At 63.6% G+C, this 21,882-nt stretch carries 18 protein-coding genes and 1 pseudogene; 11 read left to right on the top strand and 8 right to left on the bottom strand.

Going from position 1 to position 21,882, the window contains the following annotated elements; translation table 11 throughout:
• Positions 1 to 533: 533 nt before the first annotated feature.
• The 4 genes from FV220_RS17235 (at position 534) to FV220_RS17250 (ending at position 7,342) form a co-directional block, all read left to right on the top strand.
• Entirely contained in the window at positions 534 to 914 is a 381-nt protein-coding gene (locus FV220_RS17235; protein WP_018043373.1) for a response regulator, read from the top strand.
• Positions 915 to 998: 84 nt separating this feature from the next.
• Positions 999 to 2,909 (top strand): AI-2E family transporter, encoded by a 1,911-nt coding sequence (locus FV220_RS17240; protein WP_147832679.1) that lies wholly within the window; start codon positions 999 to 1,001, stop codon positions 2,907 to 2,909.
• Between the two features lie 4 nt (positions 2,910 to 2,913).
• Positions 2,914 to 4,302 carry a pentapeptide repeat-containing protein gene (locus FV220_RS17245; protein WP_187273442.1) on the top strand — a complete coding sequence of 463 codons (1,389 nt, stop codon included), beginning with the start codon at positions 2,914 to 2,916 and terminating at the stop codon, positions 4,300 to 4,302.
• A gap of 67 nt (positions 4,303 to 4,369) precedes the next feature.
• Positions 4,370 to 7,342, top strand: coding sequence for a response regulator (locus tag FV220_RS17250; RefSeq protein WP_147832681.1), 2,973 nt, complete (start codon positions 4,370 to 4,372; stop codon positions 7,340 to 7,342).
• Between the two features lie 18 nt (positions 7,343 to 7,360).
• On the opposite strand, the gene FV220_RS17255 is transcribed toward FV220_RS17250, so the two are convergent.
• The 3 genes from FV220_RS17255 to FV220_RS17265 all read right to left on the bottom strand — a co-directional run bounded on the left by FV220_RS17255 (position 7,361) and on the right by FV220_RS17265 (position 8,647).
• Entirely contained in the window at positions 7,361 to 7,711 is a 351-nt protein-coding gene (locus tag FV220_RS17255; protein WP_246689480.1) for a translation initiation factor 2, read from the bottom strand.
• A 256-nt stretch (positions 7,712 to 7,967) separates the two neighbouring features.
• Positions 7,968 to 8,300 carry a hypothetical protein gene (locus FV220_RS17260; RefSeq protein ID WP_147832682.1) on the bottom strand — a complete coding sequence of 111 codons (333 nt, stop codon included), beginning with the start codon at positions 8,298 to 8,300 and terminating at the stop codon, positions 7,968 to 7,970.
• Between the two features lie 149 nt (positions 8,301 to 8,449).
• A complete protein-coding gene (locus tag FV220_RS17265) occupies positions 8,450 to 8,647 on the bottom strand; it encodes an Rmf/CrpP family protein (protein ID WP_018043379.1) in 198 nt (65 codons plus the stop codon).
• A gap of 273 nt (positions 8,648 to 8,920) precedes the next feature.
• On the opposite strand from FV220_RS17265, the gene FV220_RS17270 reads away from it, so the two are divergent.
• From FV220_RS17270 to FV220_RS17285, 4 genes are all read left to right on the top strand, one after another.
• A complete protein-coding gene (locus FV220_RS17270; RefSeq protein ID WP_238253914.1) occupies positions 8,921 to 9,838 on the top strand; it encodes a glycosyltransferase in 918 nt (305 codons plus the stop codon).
• Between the two features lie 55 nt (positions 9,839 to 9,893).
• Entirely contained in the window at positions 9,894 to 10,943 is a 1,050-nt protein-coding gene (locus FV220_RS17275; RefSeq protein WP_147832684.1) for a rhamnan synthesis F family protein, read from the top strand.
• 377 nt (positions 10,944 to 11,320) lie between these two features.
• Positions 11,321 to 13,600, top strand: a complete 2,280-nt coding sequence (locus FV220_RS17280; protein WP_147832685.1) for a class I SAM-dependent methyltransferase — start codon at positions 11,321 to 11,323, stop codon at positions 13,598 to 13,600.
• Positions 13,578 to 15,656, top strand: a complete 2,079-nt coding sequence (locus FV220_RS17285; RefSeq protein WP_147832686.1) for a methyltransferase domain-containing protein — start codon at positions 13,578 to 13,580, stop codon at positions 15,654 to 15,656. Before FV220_RS17280 ends, FV220_RS17285 begins: the two co-directional genes overlap by 23 nt.
• 101 nt (positions 15,657 to 15,757) lie before the next feature.
• On the opposite strand, the gene FV220_RS17290 is transcribed toward FV220_RS17285, so the two are convergent.
• The 3 genes from FV220_RS17290 to FV220_RS17300 all read right to left on the bottom strand — a co-directional run bounded on the left by FV220_RS17290 (position 15,758) and on the right by FV220_RS17300 (position 18,390).
• Positions 15,758 to 16,513 carry an ABC transporter ATP-binding protein gene (locus tag FV220_RS17290; protein ID WP_147832687.1) on the bottom strand — a complete coding sequence of 252 codons (756 nt, stop codon included), beginning with the start codon at positions 16,511 to 16,513 and terminating at the stop codon, positions 15,758 to 15,760.
• A 7-nt stretch (positions 16,514 to 16,520) separates the two neighbouring features.
• Positions 16,521 to 17,309 carry an ABC transporter permease gene (locus FV220_RS17295; protein ID WP_147832688.1) on the bottom strand — a complete coding sequence of 263 codons (789 nt, stop codon included), beginning with the start codon at positions 17,307 to 17,309 and terminating at the stop codon, positions 16,521 to 16,523.
• A 148-nt stretch (positions 17,310 to 17,457) separates the two neighbouring features.
• Entirely contained in the window at positions 17,458 to 18,390 is a 933-nt protein-coding gene (locus FV220_RS17300; protein ID WP_018043397.1) for a LysR family transcriptional regulator, read from the bottom strand.
• Between the two features lie 98 nt (positions 18,391 to 18,488).
• Between FV220_RS17300 and FV220_RS17305 the strand changes: the two genes are divergently transcribed.
• From FV220_RS17305 to FV220_RS17315, 3 genes are all read left to right on the top strand, one after another.
• Positions 18,489 to 18,866: a hypothetical protein gene (locus FV220_RS17305; protein ID WP_147832689.1), complete on the top strand. Its 378-nt coding sequence runs from the start codon at positions 18,489 to 18,491 to the stop codon at positions 18,864 to 18,866.
• Positions 18,867 to 19,025: 159 nt separating this feature from the next.
• Complete coding sequence (locus FV220_RS17310; protein WP_018043399.1) at positions 19,026 to 19,208, top strand: DUF3606 domain-containing protein; 183 nt, start codon at positions 19,026 to 19,028, stop codon at positions 19,206 to 19,208.
• 136 nt (positions 19,209 to 19,344) lie between these two features.
• Entirely contained in the window at positions 19,345 to 20,106 is a 762-nt protein-coding gene (locus FV220_RS17315) for an endonuclease/exonuclease/phosphatase family protein (protein WP_082473239.1), read from the top strand.
• Here the strand turns inward: FV220_RS17315 and cls are convergent.
• Together cls and FV220_RS17325 are read right to left on the bottom strand one after the other, a co-directional pair.
• Entirely contained in the window at positions 19,997 to 21,433 is a 1,437-nt protein-coding gene (gene cls, locus FV220_RS17320) for a cardiolipin synthase (protein ID WP_018043402.1), read from the bottom strand. The genes FV220_RS17315 and cls overlap by 110 nt on opposite strands.
• A 67-nt stretch (positions 21,434 to 21,500) precedes the next feature.
• A pseudogene (locus FV220_RS17325) lies at positions 21,501 to 21,882 on the bottom strand (FUSC family protein); the annotation flags it as partial.

Raw genomic sequence — 21,882 nt, forward strand, 5'->3', positions numbered from 1 at the left:
GCGCACGGGCGAGGGCGCGGATGGCCGCCGCCTTCGGTTCGGACCGGCCCGCCGCCTTCACCGAGGATGCCGTCGCCGTCGTCGCCGCGATCCTCGTCGCGAGTGCGCTCTAGCGCCGCCTCCGGGTCTCGCTCCAGGCCCTACCCCTTCGATCCCCCTGCGTGACGGGCGACAGAATTGTCGTGCTCAAGGACCGGAAGCCCGATTGGTGCGTTGCACTTCGTCACCACGCCTGACACCAGGGCGCTCCGTCGTGCGGAGCGACCATCCGGGGCCGGGCGGGGAGGGGACGATGCCTCTTTGCACCCATCCGCCGAATGCCCGGACCTATCCGGCGCCGGTCTTCGACGGAGGCGGGCAAAGACGTCGTGACAAGGACGTCGTGACAAGGATGTGGCGACCGGGCCGGCAGGCACGGAACGTGATGACCAGAACACGAGCGATCGGATGTGAGGGCTCCCGGCCTGCCGAACGACCGCTCACGCAAACGCAGCCCCGACGAGTCGGGTCGACATGATGCCGGAGTTCCCTTGATGGCCAAGATCCTACTGGTGGAAGATCACGAAGAGATCTGGGACTTCCTCTCCCGCCGTCTCAAGCGACGCGGCTACGACGTCATCCTGGCCCATGACGGCGAGGCCGGCGTGCAGCAGGCGCGTGCCGGACGGCCGGACGTGATCCTCCTCGATATGAACCTGCCCATCCTCGACGGCTGGTCGGCGGCCCGCGCCCTGAAATCCAGCGGCGACACCCGGGACATCCCGATCATCGCGCTCACCGCCCACGCCATGCTCGGCGACCGCGACAAGGCGATCCAGGCCGGCTGCGACGATTACCATCCCAAGCCCATCGACTTCTCCAAGCTCCTCACCCAGATCGGCGCGGCTTTGGGCGGCGCGGAAACGCCGGCCTGACCGCCGGTCCGATCCAGGACTTCGCGCGTCCCGACGGGACGGGGCTTCCACTGACACGCGTCGAGACGAGAAGACCCATCCTCCATGAGTGACGATCCCATCACCGCGCGCCTGATGCGGCAGGCGATGCCGGTGTTCACGATCCTGGCCTCGTGCCTGCTGGTCGTCACCATCGCGTCGATGCTGTATTTCGGCCGCGACATCATCGTGCCCGTGGTCCTGGCGATCCTCCTCAGCTTCGTCCTGGTGCCCGCCGTGCGCGTGCTGAGGCGGGCGATGGTGCCGCGCGCCGCGGCGGCGCCCCTCGTGGTGGTGGCGGCCTTCGCGGCGATCATCGGGGTCGGGCTGCTCATCACCACCGAGGCGGGCCAGCTCGCCTCCGACCTGCCGCGCTACCAGATCACCATCCGCGAGAAGATCGCCTCGGTGAAGGAGGCGACCTCGGGCAGCGGAACCCTGTCGCGCATCGTCGACATGGTGCAGGACCTCGGCGAGGAGTTGCAACCAGCGCCTTCGAAGGACGAAGACCTTCCAGGCCGGTCGGGCAGCCGCGCCAACCCCCTCCACGTGGTGGTCGCGACCCCGCAGGCCGCCCTCGCCACGACGCTCGGCGCCTTCGTCGGGCCGATCCTGCACCCGCTCGCCACGGCGGGCCTGATCCTCCTCTTCACGATCTTCATCCTGCTGCAGCGGGAGGATCTGCGGAACCGCGCCATCCGGCTCGCCGGCTCGGGCGACCTGCGCCGCACCACGGCGGCCATCGACGACGCCACGAGCCGGCTCAGCCGGTTCTTCCTCGCCCAGCTCGCCCTCAACATCGCCTTCGGCGCGGTCATCGGCACCGGCCTCTGGGTCATCGGCGTGCCGAGCCCGATCCTGTTCGGCGTGCTCGCCGCCATCCTGCGCTTCGTGCCCTATATCGGCGGCGCCATCAGCGCCCTGCTGCCCCTGATCCTGGCGGCGGCGGTGGATCCCGGCTGGTCGATGGTCATCGCCACGGCGCTCCTGTTCCTCATCGTCGAGCCCATCGCCGGCCATGTTGTCGAACCGCTGCTCTACGGCCATTCCACCGGCCTCTCGCCGCTGGCGGTCATCCTGGCGGCCACGGTGTGGACCTTCCTCTGGGGACCGATCGGCCTCGTCCTCGCGACGCCGATCACGGTCTGCCTCGTCGTCCTCGGCCGCCACGTGGACCGGCTCTGGTTCCTCGACGTCATCCTCGGCGACCAGCCGGCCCTGGCGCCGCCCGAGATCTTCTATCAGCGCATGCTCGCCGGAGACCCGGCCGAGGCGATCGAGCAGGGCCGGCAGGTGCTGAAGGCGCGGGCGCTGGTGACCTATTACGACGAGGTCGTGCTGGCGGGCCTTCGCCTCGCCCAGGACGACCTCGCCCGCGGGGCCCTCGACCGGTCGCGCCAGAGCGAAGTCGGCGCGGCGATCCGCACCGTGGTCGACAGGCTCAAGCTCGCGCCGATCAAGCGGTCGGGCTCCGCCGGAAATGCCGAAGCGGCGGCGGCCATCGCCGCGGCGGGGCCGGACAGCAGCAGCGCCGGCATCGTCCTGGCGCGGGACGATCTCGCCGCGAACTGGCGCGGCGCCACCCCGATCCTCTGTGTGTCGAGCCGGGGTCCCTTCGACGAGGCGGCGACCCTGATGCTGAGCCAGATCCTCGGCCGTCATGGTCTGGCCGCCCAGATGACCTCGCTCGCCGACCTGCGCGCCGACAAGCGGCCCGAACGCGCCGACGAGATCGCGATGATCTGCTTCTCCTATCTCGAACCGGTCAGCCTCTCGCAGATCCGTCTCACCGTCCGCCAGGCCCGCAAGGAACTGCCGGGCGTCAAGGTGCTCGTCGGGTTCTGGCGTGAGCGCGACCCCTCGACCCTCGACCGCCTGCGCCGGACCACCTCCGCCGACGTGCTGGTGACCTCCCTTAACGACGCCCTCGACGCGGCCCTGCGCTATGCCGCGCCGGGGCGGGCGGGACGCGGCTGAGGCCATGGCCGATCGCGACGCCACCCCCGCCCACGCCGCCACCGAAGGGCTGCTGGCCCGTATCGCGGAAGCGGACGGGCAACCCTTCCGCGCCGATGACGAGCGCCTCGCCTTGTCCGGCCTCCGGGCCGGGCGCGAGGTTCTGCTGGCGCGCATCCCGCCCGACGAGGCGGCTCCCCCGTGGTGGGACGCCAGGCACCGCGGCCTCGGCCTGTGCCGCGCGCATCTCGACGGAGCCGACCTCGTGGAGGCCGACCTCTCCGGCGCCAACCTGTCCGGCGCCTCCCTGGTCGGAGCGCTGGCCCGCTCCGCCCGTTTCGAAGGCGCCATCCTGGAGGAAGCGAATTTCAGCGAGGCCGATTGCAGCGGCGCCAACTTCACCGGCATCGTCGGCGGCGAGGCGCATTTCTCCGACGCGATGCTGGAGGATGCCGACTTCACGGGCGCGACGATGCGCTTTGCCCGGATGCAGCGCGCCCTCCTCGACGGGGCGACCTTCGCCCGCGCCGATCTCTGGGGGGCCGACTTCACCGGGGCGGATGCCGATTACAGCCGGTTCGACGGCGGCCGCCTCGACGAGGCGAACCTCTCCGACATGAACCTGACCTTCGCCAATTTCGACGGGGCGAGCCTCAAGAAGGCGCGTCTCACCGGCTCGCGCCTGCGCGGCGCCAGCCTCTCCGGCGCCGCCCTCGACGGGGCCGACCTGTCGGGCGCCGACCTGTCCGACACCAACCTCGTGCGCCTCAACCTGATGTCGTGCCGTCTGCGCCATGCGCGATTCTCCGGCGCGCTCCTCACCGGTGTCCGCTTCCGGGTGGACCAGCTCGGCGGCGCGGTGGGTGAGGAGATCGCGGGCGAATACGAGGCCGCGCAGGCGAGCTACCTCGCCATCGAGCACAACATGAAGAGCATCGGCAGCCATGACGAGGCGAGCTGGGCCTACAAGCGCGGCCGTCGCATGGGTCGGCTCCATGCCGGCGCCGAGGCGCGGGCGGCCTGGTCCCGGCGGACAAGGGCGCCCAAAACCTGGAAGCCCGTCCTGCAATCGGGCTATCGCTGGGTCGCCGACCGCTTCGTGGAATGGCTGTGCGATTACGGGGAGAGCCTGTCGCGCATCGCCCGCGCCTTCGTGATCCTGATCTTCGTCTTTGGAGCCCTGTTCGGCATCGCCGGCGGGCTGATCCCCGAGGGCGGCAATGGAAGTGCGACGTACAACCCCCTCGACCTCCTCAGTTACAGCGCCCTCAACATGATGACGGCGAACCCTCCCGAGATCGGCGTCAAGCCGGTCGGGAGGTTCACCAACCTCCTCGTCGGGATCGAGGGCGCCGCCGGCATCATCCTGATGGGCCTGTTCGGCTTCGTCCTGGGCAACCGGCTGCGACGATAGGCACCCGCCGGAAACGCCGTCCCCGCACACCACCGATCCGTCATCGACATCACCGCGAGCCGCACCGATGGACACCCCGACCTCATCCCGCCGCCTCTGGCGCTGGCGCGGCCCCAAGACCGTCCCCACCGCCCTGCAGGGGATTCCGGGCTCCCCCGTGGCCTTCGGCCTGTTCGCGGTCGCCGTGGTCGCCGGCCTCGCCAATTACGTGTTCGCCGAGCGCAGCCGCACGGAAGCCTCCCGCCAGCACGACATCATCACGCTGAACGAGCGCCTGCTCTCGACCATGAAGGACCTCGAGACGGGCATGCGCGGCTACACCCTGACCGGGCTGCCGAACTACCTGACCCCCTACAAGCGCGCGGTCGACACCCTCGACGGACAGATCGGTGAGCTCGACCGGCTGGAATCGGAATCCGCCGATCCCGGAACCGCCCGGCGCCGGGAGCTGCGGACCCTCATCACGGGTGAGCGCGATTTCGCCCGCCGGGTGGTGGAGGCGCGGGATGCCGGCGGCTTCGACGCGGCCGTGACCCTGGTCCAGACCGGGGAGGGCAAGCGGATGATGGACGGCATCCGCGAAGCCACGCGGGTCGGCCAGGACCATGCCCGCGACAGCCTCGCCCGCTCCGAGACGACGGAATTCTGGCGTGGGCTGATCCTGTCCCTCGTCTGCGCGGCCTCGGGGCTCGCCGCGATGGGACTGCTGGGCCGCATCGCCCTGCTGCGCCGGCGCGACAGCCAGCGCATGACGGCGCTCCTCGATGGGGTTCTGGCCAACGCTCCCGTGGGCCTCGGCTTCCTCGACCAGACCCTGTCGATCCGCCACATGAACCGCGCCCTGGAGACCATGAACGCGCGCGGATTCCAGGCGTCCCTCGGCGGCCCGATCTGGGCCGCGATTCCCGAGCTCGAAGACCTGCTCCGTCCGAAATTCGAGGCGGCGCGCGACAACGGCCTGATCACGCCCGATATCGACGTCGCCGTGCCGACCCCGAGTGCGCCGGGCGGCGTCCGCCATCTCCAGATCAGCGTCTATCCGCTGCCGGGCGCGGCGGGCCTCTCCGACGGGACGGTGGACGGCGTCGGTTTCGTCGTCACCGACGAGACCCTCCGCAAGCTCACCGAGGAGCGCACCCGCCAGAGCGAGCAGCGGTTCCGCTCCCTGACCGAGGCCACGTCCTCCATCGTCTGGGCGACCCCGCCGGATGGCGGCTTCGCCGTCGCCCCGTCCGAATGGACCCGCTTCACCGGCCAGAGCCCGACGGAGGCCGCCGGCCACGGCTTCCTCGGGGCGATCCACCCCGACGACCGCGACAAGACGCAACTCGCATGGGACCACGCGGTCTCGAACGTCACGCTCTACGAGATCGAGCACCGCCTGCGCCGGCATGACGGGGTGTGGCGCCACATGGCCGTGCGCGGCGTCCCCATCCTCGACGAGGCGGGGACGGTCCGCGAATGGGTCGGCGCCCATACCGACATCACCGCGCGCAAGGAGGCCGAGCAGGCCCTGGAAGCCGCCAAGGAATCGGCGGAGGAGGCCAACCGCGCGAAAAGTCAGTTCCTGGCCAATATGAGCCACGAGTTGCGCACGCCGCTCTCGGCGGTGATCGGCTATTCCGAGATGCTGCAGGAGGAGATGGAGGATCTCGGCCAGGAGAGCCTGCTCGCCGACATGCGCAAGATCGAGGCGAATGCCCGCCATCTCCTCGGCCTCATCAACGACGTCCTCGACCTCTCGAAGATCGAGGCCGAGCGCATGGAGATCTACGCCGAGGACTTCCCCGTCGCCGAGATGGTGCGCGAGGTCGCCTCCACCGTGGACGCCCTCATCGGGAAGAAAGGCAACGCCCTCGCCCTCGACCTCGCCGAGGATCTCGGGCTCGCCCATACCGACCAGACCAAGCTGCGCCAGTGCCTCATCAACCTCCTGAGCAACGCGGCGAAGTTCACCGAGAACGGGCGGATCACCCTCTCGGCCGTGCGCGAGGGTGATGGCGAGGACGCCTGGCTGGTCTTCCACGTGGCCGATACCGGCATCGGGATGAGCCCGGAGCAGCAGGCCAAGCTGTTCGAGCGCTTCACCCAGGCCGATGCCTCGACCACGCGCCGCTTCGGCGGCACCGGCCTCGGCCTCGCCATCACCCGCGCCTTCTCCACCATGCTCGGCGGGCAGATCGACGTGGCGAGCCGCGAAGGGGAGGGCACCACCTTCACGATCCGGATTCCCGCCCGCTACGTCGAGGTGCAGGCCCCCTCCGCGATCGCCCATGACGGCCCCGCGACGGCGCCCTCCGGCGCCGCCAAGGGGGATCAGGTCCTCATCATCGACGACGATCCCGCGACCCGCGATCTCCTCACTCGCTACCTCGAGAAGGACGGCTTTCGCGTGGCCAGCGCGGCGGACGGGCGCGAGGGCCTGGAGCGCGCCCGCGCCCTGCGCCCGCGGGTGATCCTCCTCGACGTGACCATGCCGCGCATGGACGGATGGTCGGTTCTACGGGCGCTGCGCGCCGATCCCGAACTCGGGGCGACGCCGGTGATCATGGTCACGGTGCTCGACGAGCAGAGCCTCGCCTTCTCGCTGGGCGCCACCGACTACCTGCACAAGCCCATCGAATGGGGACACCTGAAGGAAGCGATGGAGCGTTTCCGGGCCACGGGCTCCGACGGCCCGGTCCTCGTGGTGGACGACGACGCCGACGTGCGCGAGCGGATGACGGCGATGCTCACCCGCGAGGGCTGGCGCGTGACCTCCGCCGAGCACGGCCGGGCCGGGCTGGAGGCGGTGGCGGTGAAGAAGCCCTGCCTCATCCTCCTCGACCTGATGATGCCGGAGATGGACGGGTTCGGCTTCCTCCGCGTCCTCCGGGCAAAACCCGAATGGCGCGACATCCCCGTGGTGGTGCTCACCGCCAAGGACGTCACCGCCGACGACCGCCGGCGTCTGGCCGGTCAGGCGGACCGGGTGCTTCAGAAGGGCCAGCTCAGCCTGTCCGACCTCGCCGAGGCCCTCCGCTCCCTGGTCACGTCGTAGGCGGACGGTGCTGCGCCCTCACACGCCGGGCTTGCCACGGCGCCTGCGCTCGCGCTGGGCACTGGGCAGGCTGTCCGGCACCAGGGTGGCCACGACCGGGTTGGGGAAATGGTCGAACGCCGCGCCCGTGGCGGCATCGACGCCAATGCCGATGATGCCGCCGGCAATGACGTTGCCCGCCATACCGGCGGCCCCGGTTCCCACGACTTTGGTGCGCACGGGAATGGTCTCGGGCCGGAAGCCGGGCTTGGCGAAGGTGACGTCGAACTCGTCGGAACGGTCGACATCGAGCGAGCAGGGCGTGGCCGGGCAGGCATAACCTTTGGTGCTGGTCATCATGGCGCCAGGGGGCTCGGTCTGGAACGCCATCTTCTCGGAGGTTCCGCGCGTGATGCTGCCGCACGCTCCCAATCCGAGCACACCGACACCCACCGCGGCCATCGCCGCAGCCCTGACAATCCGACCCACCATGACGTCCCCCATGCGCCGCATTCTCAGTCGGCGAAAGGTTGTCGCGCGACGGGTCTCGTCCCGCAAGAGTAGTAGTGCCCCCCTTGATTCCCGATACACAGGCATCCGTCGATGATTCGGAGGGTACTGCCAACGGGGAACGGCCCGCGTCGGTTCAGATCGCTTCGTAAGCGAAGAGAATTGTGATCGTGGACAGGCCGAGGAGGCCGATGACGAAGCAGATGTCGGCGACACGCTCCAGCCGAAGGGCGAGGGGACGGTCGTCGTCGAGGCGCATGGAGAGATACGAGGCCGCCGCACCGACGAGGAACAGGATCGCCGTCAGGGAAATGGCCTCGTCCACGTGGCTCGGGCCGATCTGAGCCTCGGCGATCTTCACCAACCCGACGAGCGTCGTGCAGACCCCGATCATCGTTCCCGCCGCGGGCAGGATGTGCTGGGACAGGGCTCGGGTGCCGTGCCCGCCCCTGGGGCTTCGTCCGTTCATGGATGGCTCCGGCGCTTGGAAAAGTTCAGGCCGGATCGACTATCGCATGACGGACACCAGGTCTTCGAGACCTCTTCCCGCGCGGATCAGGGCACGGCGATGGTGAAGAGGAACCGCCGGCCGGATGTTCCCGGCCGGACGGCATGCGGTCAGGTGGCCTTTTGCGGATCGACGGTTCCGGTGTCCGTCGCGCTGTCGTCGCCGGCGGCCTCATCGAAGGCCTGTATCCAGGCGGCGTGATCGTCGCTGCCTTCGGAATAGGGACAGCTGTCGCGTGTCTTGCCGTAGAGGCGGGCGTTCCGACCCTTGATGAAGGGGCTGTCGCTCGCGGTGGCGCCGTCGCTCATGGCTCGTTTCCCATCCCAACCGTTTCTGGAACCGGGGAAACGCGACAGCGGGGAGGAGGATCGATGCCACCCTCGCCCTGCGACGAAAAACCCGCCGCGGCGTGAGCCGGGCGGGTGAAGGTGGAGTCTCTTAGCCAGAGCAGAACGGGCTCGGGCGCCGCGAGTTCCCTCGTCCGCCGCAAGAGGATGGTTTCCGCCACACGACCTCTGCGGCTTGCGTAGGCCTCATCAGAATGGCAGTCCCGCCGACATATGCCGCAACAGGAAGCCGCCTTGTCCGCGCAACCGCAGACGATCGCCGGGATCGTCATCTATCATCCCGACGAGGCGAACCTCCTTCGCCTCGTCGGCGCGCTGGCGCCCGACGTGCGGGAGATCGTGATCTACGCCAATTCCGCCGTCTCCTCGCAGGAGGAGGACCGCCTGCGCGCGGCGGCGCAGGGCACCGACCTCTCCGTGATACGACCCGGCGGCAATCTCGGCCTCGGGGTCGCCTATAACGCGCTCTTGGACCATACCCACCGTCAGGGCGGTGCCTTCCTGTTTCTCCTCGATCAGGACAGCCTGCCTTCCGCGGGCACAATCCCACGGCTCGCCACGATCCACGGGCGCCTGTGCGCGGCAGGCGAGCGCCCCGCCATCGTCGGCCCGCGACCGACGGATTGGTCCGGCAAGCCCTTGAGGGCGCCTCCGGGGGAGGCGAGCGACAGGGACGAGGCGCATGTCACGCGCGTGCAGTTCGTCATCTCCTCAGGCTCCCTCGTGGATTGCGAGGCGGCGCGGGCGATCGGCCCCTTCCGCGCGGATTTCTTCATAGATGCCATCGACATCGAGTGGTGCATGCGCGCCAATTACCGGGGCTACTCGATCTGGATGGCGGACGATGTCCTGATGGCGCACGAACTCGGGCGCGGCCTGATCCGGCTCCCCTTCGGTCTGCTGCTCACCGACCAGCCGCCGCGACGGCTCTACACCTTCCTGCGCAACCAGCTGGCGATGCTCCGCATGCGCCACGTACCCGTCGGTCACAAAGCCAAGACGCTGCTTGCCCTCCCCCTGCGCATCGCGGCGTATCTCGTCCATAACCGCTTCTCGCGCGAGACACGGACCGCTCTCTGGCATGGCCTGATCGACGGTGCCCGTGCCAGATTCAACTTGCCGGAGGCCGTGTTCGGGGAGTCGGTGCTGTGACGATCCCATCACACGACACTGAACTCACTCGCGACGACCAACATCATGACGTTGCGTGACATCGATTCACGTCGTCAGTCAGCAACCTTTCTCTGACGCCATCGTCGCCTCGGATCTTCATATGTTCAACAATTTATGCCTGTTCGCGCATTTCGACCAAGACAATGTACTTGCCGATTATGTAATCTATTACTTAGAGGCAATCCGGGCTGCGGGCTTCGACATTGTCGTCATCTCCACCTCGCATCTGTCCGCAAACGATGTGTTACGACTCCGATCTGTCGCTCACGATGTCATTCTGCGTGAGAACATAGGCCACGATTTCGCATCCTGGGCTCTTGGCATCGAGCGGTACGCGAGCCTCGTCTCCGGACAGCTCATGATTGCAAACGACAGCGTTTACGGCCCGATCGGCGATCTGAACCGGGCTCTTACACGCCTGACCAGCGTGCCGTCGGACGTCTACGGGATGATCGAGAGCAAAGAAATCAAGCGCCACCTGCAAAGCTGGCTCATCATCTTCGAGCCACACGTACATGCCAGCGCCGCCTTCCGAGGCGTATTCAAACAGCCATTCCATCAGATGTCGAAGGCCGAGATTATTCGGGACGGCGAAATCGGCCTGTCGCAGAATTTGATTTCACACGGCTACAGCATAAAGGCATTGTTCGATGGCAAATTCCGGAACGGGCAAAGCCTGAAAATACCGTCGAACACCAGCCATTTTCTATGGCGTGAGCTTATCGAGATCGAGGAGATACCTTTCCTCAAGATCGAACTTCTCCGCGTAAATCCGTGCCGGATCGCTTCGATCTCCACGTGGATAGATGTTGTCACGGCCAAGCGGCCCGAGCTAGTACCCATGATCGAAGGCCATCTTGCCCGCACTTCGAAGGGTCGGGCGCACACCATTTCAACTCTCCACAATATACCGGCTCGCCGCATGGATTTACAATTATTTGTAAAACGCGATTACTCTCTTGCCGCAGGCGGGCGTCGCTTCGCCGGCCATGCCAATCTGATGTATTTACGATTTTATAAAATATCTCGTTGGCTGATTCGCAGCATTGATAACTTCTACTCACCAGACCGACCACTTCTGTAAAAATAAACAGAGCCATGAATTACTGAGCGAGTCTCGTCGCCGAGGAATGAATGATTAACATTGAAATAAAAATTCATGGATTTATCATGCCATTGCATTTTACAAGAAATACAGAGCCGCAACTTGCTTGCTCCAAACGTGAAGCATCTTGAGATTTCTTCCATCGCAATGCTATGGCAGAGTTCATCGCTACGATCTGGGTTCGGTGCAGAATGTCAATATCCGACAGGCGGAGCCTAACATCCTTGACACGCACCCCAACTGCTCGCATTCGCCGTCAGCATGGGCTATTCCGCTTAAAATTATCGGTTGCACAAGAGCCAAGTCGATCTATAAAATGTAAAGATGAAAATTCACTTTTTGGAAAGGAATAATTCATGACCGCTAAAGAAAACAAGCATCTTACTTACGATGCAAATCAATTATTTGATAAAAATTACTACGCGACCAGCTGTGGTCCGGACGTCTACGAGCGGTCCCGAACTTGGTTAAATTTTTATTCGACAGTTGTCGAACATATCATCCGATCGATTGCTCCAAAAACAGTCTTTGACGCCGGCTGTGCGCTCGGGATGATTGTGGAAGCATTCTGGGATCGTGGTATTGAAGCCACAGGCGCAGATATATCCGAATTCGCTATCGCGAACGTGCGCGCAGACATGCGCGAGCATTGCTTTGTAGCATCTTTGGCTGATCCGATTGCAGGACGATACGATCTAGTCACTTGCATTGAAGTCTTGGAACACATGCCATCCGCCGAAGCCTCCAGGGCGATCGAACATATATCACAGGCGTCCGATACAGTAATATTCTCATCTTCGCCTTACGACTTTCAGGAAAAAACCCACATCAACGTTCGCCCTCCAATCGACTGGATCAAGCAATTCGGGCAACACGGTCTTTGGCCTGATCTTATATACGACGCGTCATTTATATTGCCACACACCATGCTTTTACGACGGGGACAGCGACCGAGCGATGCAGCTATCAGCGTCTACATAGAAAAACTTCGCCTTCTACATATGCTGGCAGAATCTAAGCGTACTCTTGGAGCAGCAGAAAGAAAACTGCTGTCTGTAGAACAGCATTCGTCACATCAACATAACGACTATCATAATAAATCAAGCTTACTTCAGAGCGATCTTGATGCTATGGCTGCGCAACTTGCAATGGCGCAACACGCTCACGCTCAAGCAATCGAGCGCTTGCATATTGTTAACCAGCAACTGACGGCTATAGAAGGTAGTGCAACTTGGCGTGCGACGTCATCTGTGCGTTCCCTCGCTTCCCAAGTCCCTCCTCCGATCCGTCGTTTTGGACGTCGAGCGGCGCGCTTATGCTGGTGGGCCATCACACCACATCGTACTCCAGCGCGGATACAATATCTACGCGAGCGAAAGATTGCTCTTGCAAATTCAATTTCTGCGCCGGGATTAGGCAAATCGTACGCAGCGAGCATCAGCGGACCAGATCACAGTTCACGTTCCGTTGCAAAGTCGTCATTAACGACAGCGGATGTCGTAAATAGGAGCCTTTCGGACCTTCGCCCACTACCTGTTTTTTCAATCGCTCGTGCTGTCCGTCCACGCATCACCATGGTAACCGATAGTATTGCTGCTGATAGTTTCTTCGGTGGCGTCGGCACTGCTACAATTCTTGCTGCACTTTGGGCAAAGCGCCGTGGGGCAACATTGCGTATTTCCACATTACGCGCAGAACCGCTGCGCGACAACGTGGCAAATCTTTTAGTTTCCCTTGGTGTACTACCACCAGAACACATTGAATTTTGTTATACTAATATTTCAAAGACCGGTCGTCCGATCGACTTGAGTAAAGATGATGTCTTCCTTACCACTTCTTGGTGGTCAACGGCAAATGTTCTCTCTGCGGTCCCCCACGAGCGCGTGGTTTACATTCTCCAGGAAGATGAGCGGATGTTTTATCCGCATGGAGACGAGCAACTACGTGCTTATAATACAATGAGAACGCCAGGGCTTCGGAGAGTAGTTAACACAAAACTACTTTACGACCATCTCATCGACACAGGAATCACCGGACTTCGAGAGCATGCCACCTGGTTTGAGCCTGCCTTCCCCGATAGTGCCTATTTTCCCGATCGTGTTCAGAGACAAAAAAGAAACTTCTTTTTCTACGCGCGACCGAATAATGCACGAAACTTGTACCTCCTTGGGCTTGAAACCCTCAATGCGGCGGTTGAGCAAGGAATATTAAAGCCTGACGAGTGGAACATCCATTTTGTTGGTCGAGATCTACCAGTCATGGCATTTCCTGGCGGCATGCCAATTACCATCATTGAAAGCCTTCCTTGGGATAAATACGTTACAATGCTACGCAGTATGGATCTCGGACTTTCGTTGATGTTGACGCCTCATCCAAGTTATCCTCCGCTCGACTTGGCAGCCTGCGGCGCTGTAGCTGTGACCAACAGTTATGGTTTGAAACAGTCGCTTGCTACATATTCCGATAACTTAATTTGTGCCGAACCTACAGTCGACGCGCTGCTCGAAGCGCTTCGCTCAGGGGTATCATTGGTGCAGAATGGCCCAGATCGATCGGCAAATTATGAGCGGCAAGGCTTGAAACGTTCCTGGGAGCAGTCTTTGGCGTCAACCCTTGATTGGCTTGAAGAGGTTTAAAACAATGTTTACAGGTCTTCCAAAGCAAATTGCCTATAGAGATCCGTGGGATCTCGATTTTGATATGAGATTTCGTGCATTAGTATCTCGCCCACGTCGAATCGCTTATTATTATACGACGCCGGATAATAGTACTTTCCGTTACCGCATTTATAACACCGTACAAACAGTCAATGCTGTCTCTACAGACACGAGTGCAGGCTGGTTTTGTCAGGCCGATGGTGAGCGCCTTGAGGGCGTCGTTGACGTAGCCGATGTTCTTGTCCTGGGTCGCGTTCGCTTCGACAATGATGTGGAAGGATTGATCCGTCGGGCGCGTCGGAGGGGAGCGCGCGTTCTGTTCGATCTCGACGATCTTGTTTACGATACGCGGCATGTCCCCTTGCTGATGAATTCTCTCAACCAAGATACCGGTCCTAGCGGACAATGGGATTATTGGTATTCCTATATCGGCCGAATGGGCACGGCCCTCCGTCTGTGTGATGGCGTCATTACCACGAATCTGTTCCTGGCCTCTCAGATTGCCACGGACACGGGCCTACCCGCCGTCATAGTTCCCAATTACTTAAACGAAGAGCAACTCGCTCTTAGTCAAAGCATTGTCGATGTCAAACAGAAAACCAATTGGGCAAGAACCGATCGTATTCACATTGGATATTTTAGCGGATCTCCTACACATGCTCGTGATTTTGCCATTATTGCATCTACTTTAGCCAAGCTACTCCGAGAAAACCCATTGATTACTTTACGCATAGTCGGAATGCTTGATCTGCATCCCGATCTATCTTCCCTCAAAGACAGAATCGAAATATATCCTTTTACCGATTTTCTCAATCTACAAAGACTAATTGGATCGACGGAAATTAACTTGGCCCCGCTGCAAGATAATATTTTTACGAACAGTAAGTCAGAGCTGAAATTCTTTGAGGCAGCGGCTGTCGCAACTCTTACTGTCGCATCGCCGACATTTACTTTTCGCAACGCGATCAACGATGGCTATACAGGTCTTTTAGCAAACGAGCTTGAGTGGGCGGACAAGATACGTCTTGCCATCGCCATGATTGAAGATGGCCGCTATGCACATGTGGTCTTGGAAGCGGCCAAGTCCGTGCAGAACCGATACGGATCGTCGGCACAATGGCCTGCGATTGAACGCGCTGCATTTGGAGAGCTAGTTAGTTTCAATAGTCTGTCGAATGAGCCCATGCAAACGAGCATCGTTACTCAACGGAAAGTGCCGAGGCGTGATAGCATACTATCGATGCTGAAACTAGACGGCTTCGGCTTGGAAATCGGCCCCAGCTACAATCCCCTTCTACCAAAATCAGAGGGTTTCAACGTCGAAACAGTTGATTACATTAATCAGGCTGGCCTTCGCAAAAAATATGCAGAAACTTTGAATGTCGACATTGATCGTATAGAGTACGTTGACCATGTAACCAATGGACAATCACTCTCCAAATCAATTCCCTCGGATCGTTCTTATGATTTTATATTGGCCAGTCATGTTATCGAACACACACCAGATTTGATCTCATTTCTCAATGATTGCACAATTTTTCTGAAGAAGAAGGGTCTACTCGTCCTTGCAGTTCCCGATAAACGGTTCTGCTTTGATCTAATTCAGCCACTTACTTTTGCCAGCGAAGTTCTTCAGGCTTATGACGAAAAGCGAACCCGGCCTACACCGACGGCCATCATGGCCAGCATCGCTTACGATGTTCTTCGCGAAGATGCGATCGGATGGTCGCCGCAAACGGTAGGAAAACTCAAGTTTGCCGGTCATCTTGATGCTGCGGTGACTCAGGCGGAACTCGCACGGCAGTCTAGCGATTACGTAGACGTACATTGCTGGCGTTTTGTTCCGTCTAGCTTTCGCCTCCTCATCGAAGATTTGTATAATCTCGGCAAGATTAGAGTCCGAGAATCTTCATTCCAACATCAAGGTGAACATGAATTCTTTATTGCCCTAACAATCGATGGTCCGGGACCTAACCTTGATCGCAACACTCTTGCTTCGATGATTGCTGAAGAAGTGGCAATGAAACGTATTTAAAGTTTTGCTTTAAGAACACCATCAGCTGAGACCAACCTAATGAAGCTTTACGTTCATCACGTGGTCTCGGCTGAATTTTCCCTGGAACGAGTTTGAGATTTTTATACTCGCCCATCCGCCGCATAAGCCGCCAACACCTCCTCCGGTGCTCCGTCCATCATCAACGTGCCGCCCTTCATCCAGAGCGTCCGGTTACAGAAGCGTTGGATCGAGGCGTTGTCGTGGGAGGCGAGGAACATGATGCTGGCTTTCTGGATCATGCCGTGCAGCCGCTTCTCGGCGCGTTCCGCGAAGGCGGCGTCGCCGACGCCGATCACTTCGTCGAGGATCAGGATGTCGGGATGGACCGCGGTGCTGACGGCGAAGGCGAGCCGCAGCATCATGCCGCTCGAATAGGTGCGGATCGGAAGGGACAGGAACTCGCCGAGCTGGCTGAACTCCTCCACGTCGGGGACGATCGCCTGGGCCTGCTTATGGTTGAGCCCGAGCATGATGCTGCGCATCTCGATATTGTCGTAGCCCGAGGCATCCGTATCCATGCCCATGGACAGATCGATCAGGGATGAGATGCGCCCCTCGATGGTGGCGGTGCCCGAGGTCGGCGGATAGACGCGGCTGAGCACCCGCAGGAGCGTCGTCTTGCCGGCGCCGTTGCCGCCGACGAGGCCGATCCGGTCGCCATCGCGTGCTTCGAAGCTGACCGCGTTCAGCGCCCTGATCACCTGGACGCTGCTGTCGCGGTCGTTCTGCAGGCCGCCCCCCACCGTGCGCCGCAGGATCTCGCTTTTCAGGGCACGGCCGCGGGAATTGTAGACGGCGAGTGCGACGCTCGCCTTGTCGAGGACGATATGAGCCATCCTGCCCTCAGAGCCAGTACACGACGCGGTGCGAATATTTCCCCGAGAAGGCCAGGGCGACGAGCCACCCGACGACCAGCAGGCCGAGCAGGATGAGATAGGACGTCGCGCTCGGCAGATGGCCGACCAGAGGCTCGCGCATCACGTCCAGCATGCTGGCGAAGGGGTTCAGGATGAGAACGGGATGGTCGCCCCGCAATTGCGAGGGCTTGAAGACGACCGGCGAGACGAAGAACGCGACCTGGACGATGCTCGCGACGATCTGCGGAATGTCGCGGAACCGCGCCGACAGGATGGCCAGGAGGTAGCCGATCCAGGCCAGATTGGCGAGCACGAGCAGCAGGCCGGGGACGAACAGCAGGATGTGCCAGTCGATCACCGTGCCGGTGACGAGGAACAGGACCGGCAGAATGATCAGGTTATGGGCGAAGATGAAAAGGTTCCGGGCGATCGTCCGCAGCAGGTAGGTGAAACGCGGCAGCGCGACCTGCCGGATGATGCTGTCGTTATCGGTAAAGCTCGAGCAGCTTTCGTTGATGGTCTGCGACATCAATCCCCAGAGCACGAGGCCCGTGCCGAGATGGGGCAGGTAATCGGCCATGGAGGTGCCGAAGAGCGAGGCGTAGATCCCGCCCATGCCGAAGATCATCACGGCCATGCTGAGGGTCAGCCACAGCTGGCCGACGCGCGAGCGGCGATACCGACGAATCACGTCGTTCTTGGCCAGCATCCACCACATGCGCCACGCGCCGAAGCCTCCGACGACGTCGGCGACCCCTCCTGCTACCAAACCCATGCGGCCTCTTTCCCGGAGCCCTGCTCCTGCGGAGCAGCCGATGCCGGCCCTCCCAAAGCACGCGCCTGCGCGCATTGGCAAGTTTTGGGTCGCCGGCGGCAGGAGATCCGGACCGGACGTGGTGCCGGGCGACGCGAATCGAAACGCCTCAACCGACCTGCGCCGCGTCGTCGGCAAGGGCGAGCAACGTCTGGCGCAGCCAGCGATGGGCCGGGTCGTTGTCGTAGGAGGCGTGCCACAGCATCGAGATCGCCACCTCGTCGAGGGCCACCGGCGCGGGGCTGACGGCGAGGCCGAGGGTTCCGGCAAACAGGGTGGCGAGGCGCTCCTGCATGGTGGTGAGGACGGGCGCGCTGCGCACCAGGAAGGGCACGGCGAGGAAGCGCGGCGTCGTCACCGCGAGGTCGCGGCGCAGGCCGAGGAGGGCGAGGGCGTCGTCCACCACCCCGTGCGCCGTTTCCTTCAGGCTGGTGAGCACGTGGGGAAAGCGCAGGTAATCGTCCAGGGAGATCGGAGGCTCGAGCCCGACGAGCTCGGCATTGAACAGGCAGACGTAGCGGTCGCGGTAGAGCAGCCGCTGCTTGTGGTGCGTCTGGCCGTGGCTGAACGTGCCGATGCCGAGATCGACGCGGTCCGCGTCGAGTTCCTGCAGGATGCGGATGCGGTCGATGGATCGCAGGAGCAGGCTGATCCCCGGCGCATGTTCGCGCAGGTAGGCCAGAAGGCGCGGCCCGAGCAGCACCTCGGTGGAATCGGGCAGGCCGATGGTGAAGGTTCGCGTGACGCTGCGCGGATCGAACGCCTCGTCGCGGCGCACCAGGGACTGGATCTGGCGCAGGAGGGTGCGCACGGGCGCGGCGAGCGCGAGCGCGCGGGGGGTGGCGCGCATCCCCTCGGGGGCGCGGGTGAGGAGTTCGTCGCCGAAAGTGGTGCGCAGGCGCGCGAGGCTGCTGCTCATGGCCGACTGGCCGATGCCGATCCGGGCGGCGGCGCGGGTGACGCTGCGCTCGGCGAGGAGGGCATCGAGGGCCACAAGCAGATTGAGGTCGATGCGGGATAGATCGACATGGTCAATAGTCATTATCGATCCAATCTGTTTGATCCATGATGCACCGCACAGCATCTTCGCGTCACCGGCAAGGGCGCACCGCCCCTGCCAAGACAGCGAGACCCGTCACCATGACACTCCGTAGCCTCATCACCGCCGCCGCCCTCGCCACCGTCACCGTCACCGTGGGCGTCGCCACCCTTCCGGCCTCCGCCGAGACGATCAAGCCCCTCGACGGTGGCAGCGTCTCGCTGGGCGAGCTCTCGGGCGTCGCCTACTACACCGCCGAGCCCAAGGGCTACCGGGTGGTCGTCACCCTGGCCCGCACCGGGACCAGCCGGGCAATGCGATTCGAGACGGTCCTGGCCAACGGCCAGAGCGTGACCCTCTCGACCCCGCAGGAACTCGGCGGCACCGCCGACGCCATCGAGATCAGCCGCACCGGAGACACCGTCGCCGTCAACCGGCCGCGCCCGGGCGTCACCCGCGAAGCGGCGGCGCAGAATTGAGGGCGATCCCGGCATGACCGGGCTCGCCGAACCGGACCAACCTCCCCGCCGGCGATGACGGGGAGGTTGTTTTCGTGTTCGTCACCACACCGGCACATGGGTTAAGAGCCGTGCGGAGACGCGCATCGCCGGGGATGCGGACCGAGGTAGGCGGGACAGATGGCAGGCCTGAAGGACAAGCGCGGCTTCATCGACAAGGACAGGCTCGATCTGTCCGAGCGGCAGGCCGTCGAGCATTGGATGAAGCGCTGGGGCGTCACCCGCGACCAGCTGACGAGCGCCCACCGCAAGGTCGGACATATGATCAAGGACATCGCAGCCGAACTCGGCAAGAAGCGTTAGAGGAAGGCAGCGTCAGGCTGGACGAGGCGACGGCGGGGGCGGGCAGGTGGCGGACAAGAGACACTTTTCGCTGCCCTGGCGCGGCCCGCTCAACGATCGCCGCTACGCGTCCCAGGATCCCGCCCGATTCCCGGACCTGCACGCCCTCGATGCGCTGGACCGCAGCCACTTCCGCAAGATCGTGAGCTGGAACCTGCTGCGGCGCACCGGAGCCAAGGTCGATGCCATCGTCGCCCTGGTGGAGCGCGAGCGGCCCGACCTGCTGCTGATGCAGGAGGCGACCAAGGACATCGCGGTGATCGAGGAACGGCTCGGCGGCGTCTATGCCTGGGCGCCGCTGCCCGGCCGTATCCATGGGCTCGCCATGTGGAGCCCGCATCCCTGGGCCTCCCCGCCCGTGGTCATCGCCCTGCCGTCGGGCGCCGTCGTCGACCGGGTCTGCCAGATCCTCGATTTCGGCGAGTTCGGTGTCGCCAACGTCCATCTCTCGCATGGGCAGGTACTCAACCGGCGGCAGCTGCGGCGGATCGAGCAGAGCCTGCCGGCGCGCGCCGCGGTGATCGGCGACTACAACCTCGTGGGCCCCGCCCTGCTGCCGGGGTTCCGCGATGCCGGGCCCCGCATCCCGACCCATGCCATGGTCGATCTCGTGCCCCTGCGCATCGACCGCTGCCTCGTGCGCGGGCTCGCCTGCCTCGGCCGCACGGTGCTGCCGCGCGGCGCCTCCGACCACCGGCCCATCGTGGTGCATCTCGGCCCCGCGCCGGCCCAGGCGGGCGAGCGGACCGTCAGAGGTATGGCAGCATTAGTCGTACGGCTGCGTCGCGCAACCGCACGGGCAAGGGCCGCCGCGCGAGCTCCTCGGCCGTCAGGCGGGCGTCCATCTTCGTCCGCATGAACGCGTCGAGGCGGTCGGCGAAGGCGCGGTCGTAGACCTCGACGTTGAGCTCGAAGTTCAGGCGGAAGCTGCGCATGTCCCAGTTCGCGCTGCCGACGAAGCTCCATTCCCCGTCGACGACGAGGAGCTTCGAATGGTCGAAGGGCGGCTCGTCGAGCCAGATCCGCACGCCCGCCTCGAGCAGCGGCGCCACGTGCGCCCGCGTCGCCCAGTCCACGTAGCTGTGGTTGCTCGCCCGCGGGATGATGACGTCCACGCGCACGCCCCGCGTCGCGGCGAGCGCCAGGGTCGTGGACAGGATCTCGCTCGGCAGGAAATAGGGGGTGACGAGACGGATGCTGTGCTGCGCGCAGGTGATCGCCGACATCACCGCGAACTCGATCTTCTCGATATCCGCATCCGGCCCCGAGGTGACGACACGGGCCTCGATCTCGCCCGCCGCGCCGAGCGGGGGGAACCAGCGCGGACCGTCGAGCTCCTCGCCCATGACGAAGGCCCAGTCGGCGGAAAACGCCTGCGACAGCTGCTCCACCACCGGCCCCTCGATGCGGAAATGGGTGTCGCGCACCGGGTCCGGAGGGGAGGTGGCGACGAGGTTCTCGTCGGCGATGTTGATGCCGCCGGTGAAGGCGATGCGCCCGTCGACGATGAGGATCTTCTTGTGGGTGCGCAGGTTCAGGAACGGCATGCGCCAGGGCAGGGCGGAATGCATGAACAGCCCCACCGGCACCCCGGCCCGGCGCAGGCGCCGCGCCATGGCGGGGAAGAAGTAGCCGCTGCCGATCCCGTCGATGAGCACCCGGACTTCGACGCCGCGCGCGCGCGCGGCCACCAGCGCCTCGAAGAAGCGCGACCCGGCGCCGTCGTTGCGGAAGATGTAGCTCGACAGGGCGACGCTGCGCGTCGCTCCCCCGATCGCCTCCAGCATCGCCGGATAGGCTGCGTCGCCGTTGCGCAGGATGGAAAAGTCGTTGCCGCCCAGGAGGACGAGCCGCGTGATCCGGCGGACGGCGCGGTCGAGGGGCCGCAGGTCCTCGGGCACGCTGGCGTCGGGAATGACGGGGGAGCCCGCCTGTTGCGACGGCCTCACCCTCAACTGGCGCGCCCGGCGCGAGACCCGGTTCACGCCGAAGATCGCGTAGAGAGCCGTCCCGAAGATCGGCGACAGCCAAGCGAGGCCGATCCAGCCGATGGCGGTGCCGATCTCGCGCTTGCGCAGCAAGGCGTGAACCGTGACGAGAAGCGCCAGCACGATGCCGAGGACGGCGAGGACGTCGGCCCGGATCGACCCGGTCGCCTGCAGCCATCGGTGGAGGAGGTCTTCCAAGAATCAGCCCAGCCTGAGAAGGGGATCGCGAGACACGCCCCCTTTAGCCCCGGGCGGGTGGAAAGACCTAGCGGCGGGCCGTTTCGGGGACGGCCTCGGCGGGAGCTGCCGCCTCGCGCGACCGTTGCGGGCGCAGGGTCTCGGCCAGCAGTTCCACCTGCGTCACGAGGCGCACGAGAGACTCGGCGCGGGGCAGGTCGGGATGGGCGGGCAGGGCGCCGCCATCCTCGGCGAGGCGGGCGAGGGTGGTGGTGATCCACAAGGTCCAGGCGCGGCACGCCTCCGCCTCGTCCCCGGCATCGCCCGCGAGCTCTTCGGCGAGAGCGGGCTTGGGCTCGGCGGCATGACGCAGGGCCGAGAGGCGCGCACCGATCCGGCGCAGGGTCGCGTCGGCGACCATGGCGGTCTCGACCTGGGGGTGGCGCCCGGCGCGGGGCTGCTGCAGGGCG

Source organism: Methylobacterium sp. WL19 (genome assembly GCF_008040005.1).
In the GTDB taxonomy this organism is placed as follows: Bacteria; Pseudomonadota; Alphaproteobacteria; order Rhizobiales; family Beijerinckiaceae; genus Methylobacterium; species Methylobacterium bullatum.

Coding starts and splice junctions, on each gene's coding strand:
- FV220_RS17250 (WP_147832681.1), top strand. CDS start 4,370: ATGGACACCCCGACCTCATCCCGCCGCCTCTGGCGCTGGCGCGGCCCC.
- FV220_RS17255 (WP_246689480.1), bottom strand. CDS start 7,711: ATGGCGTTCCAGACCGAGCCCCCTGGCGCCATGATGACCAGCACCAAA.
- FV220_RS17295 (WP_147832688.1), bottom strand. CDS start 17,309: ATGGGTTTGGTAGCAGGAGGGGTCGCCGACGTCGTCGGAGGCTTCGGC.
- FV220_RS17290 (WP_147832687.1), bottom strand. CDS start 16,513: ATGGCTCATATCGTCCTCGACAAGGCGAGCGTCGCACTCGCCGTCTAC.
- FV220_RS17265 (WP_018043379.1), bottom strand. CDS start 8,647: ATGAGCGACGGCGCCACCGCGAGCGACAGCCCCTTCATCAAGGGTCGG.
- FV220_RS17310 (WP_018043399.1), top strand. CDS start 19,026: ATGGCAGGCCTGAAGGACAAGCGCGGCTTCATCGACAAGGACAGGCTC.
- FV220_RS17245 (WP_187273442.1), top strand. CDS start 2,914: ATGGCCGATCGCGACGCCACCCCCGCCCACGCCGCCACCGAAGGGCTG.
- FV220_RS17305 (WP_147832689.1), top strand. CDS start 18,489: ATGACACTCCGTAGCCTCATCACCGCCGCCGCCCTCGCCACCGTCACC.
- FV220_RS17240 (WP_147832679.1), top strand. CDS start 999: ATGAGTGACGATCCCATCACCGCGCGCCTGATGCGGCAGGCGATGCCG.
- FV220_RS17300 (WP_018043397.1), bottom strand. CDS start 18,390: ATGACTATTGACCATGTCGATCTATCCCGCATCGACCTCAATCTGCTT.
- FV220_RS17235 (WP_018043373.1), top strand. CDS start 534: ATGGCCAAGATCCTACTGGTGGAAGATCACGAAGAGATCTGGGACTTC.
- FV220_RS17260 (WP_147832682.1), bottom strand. CDS start 8,300: ATGAACGGACGAAGCCCCAGGGGCGGGCACGGCACCCGAGCCCTGTCC.
- FV220_RS17280 (WP_147832685.1), top strand. CDS start 11,321: ATGACCGCTAAAGAAAACAAGCATCTTACTTACGATGCAAATCAATTA.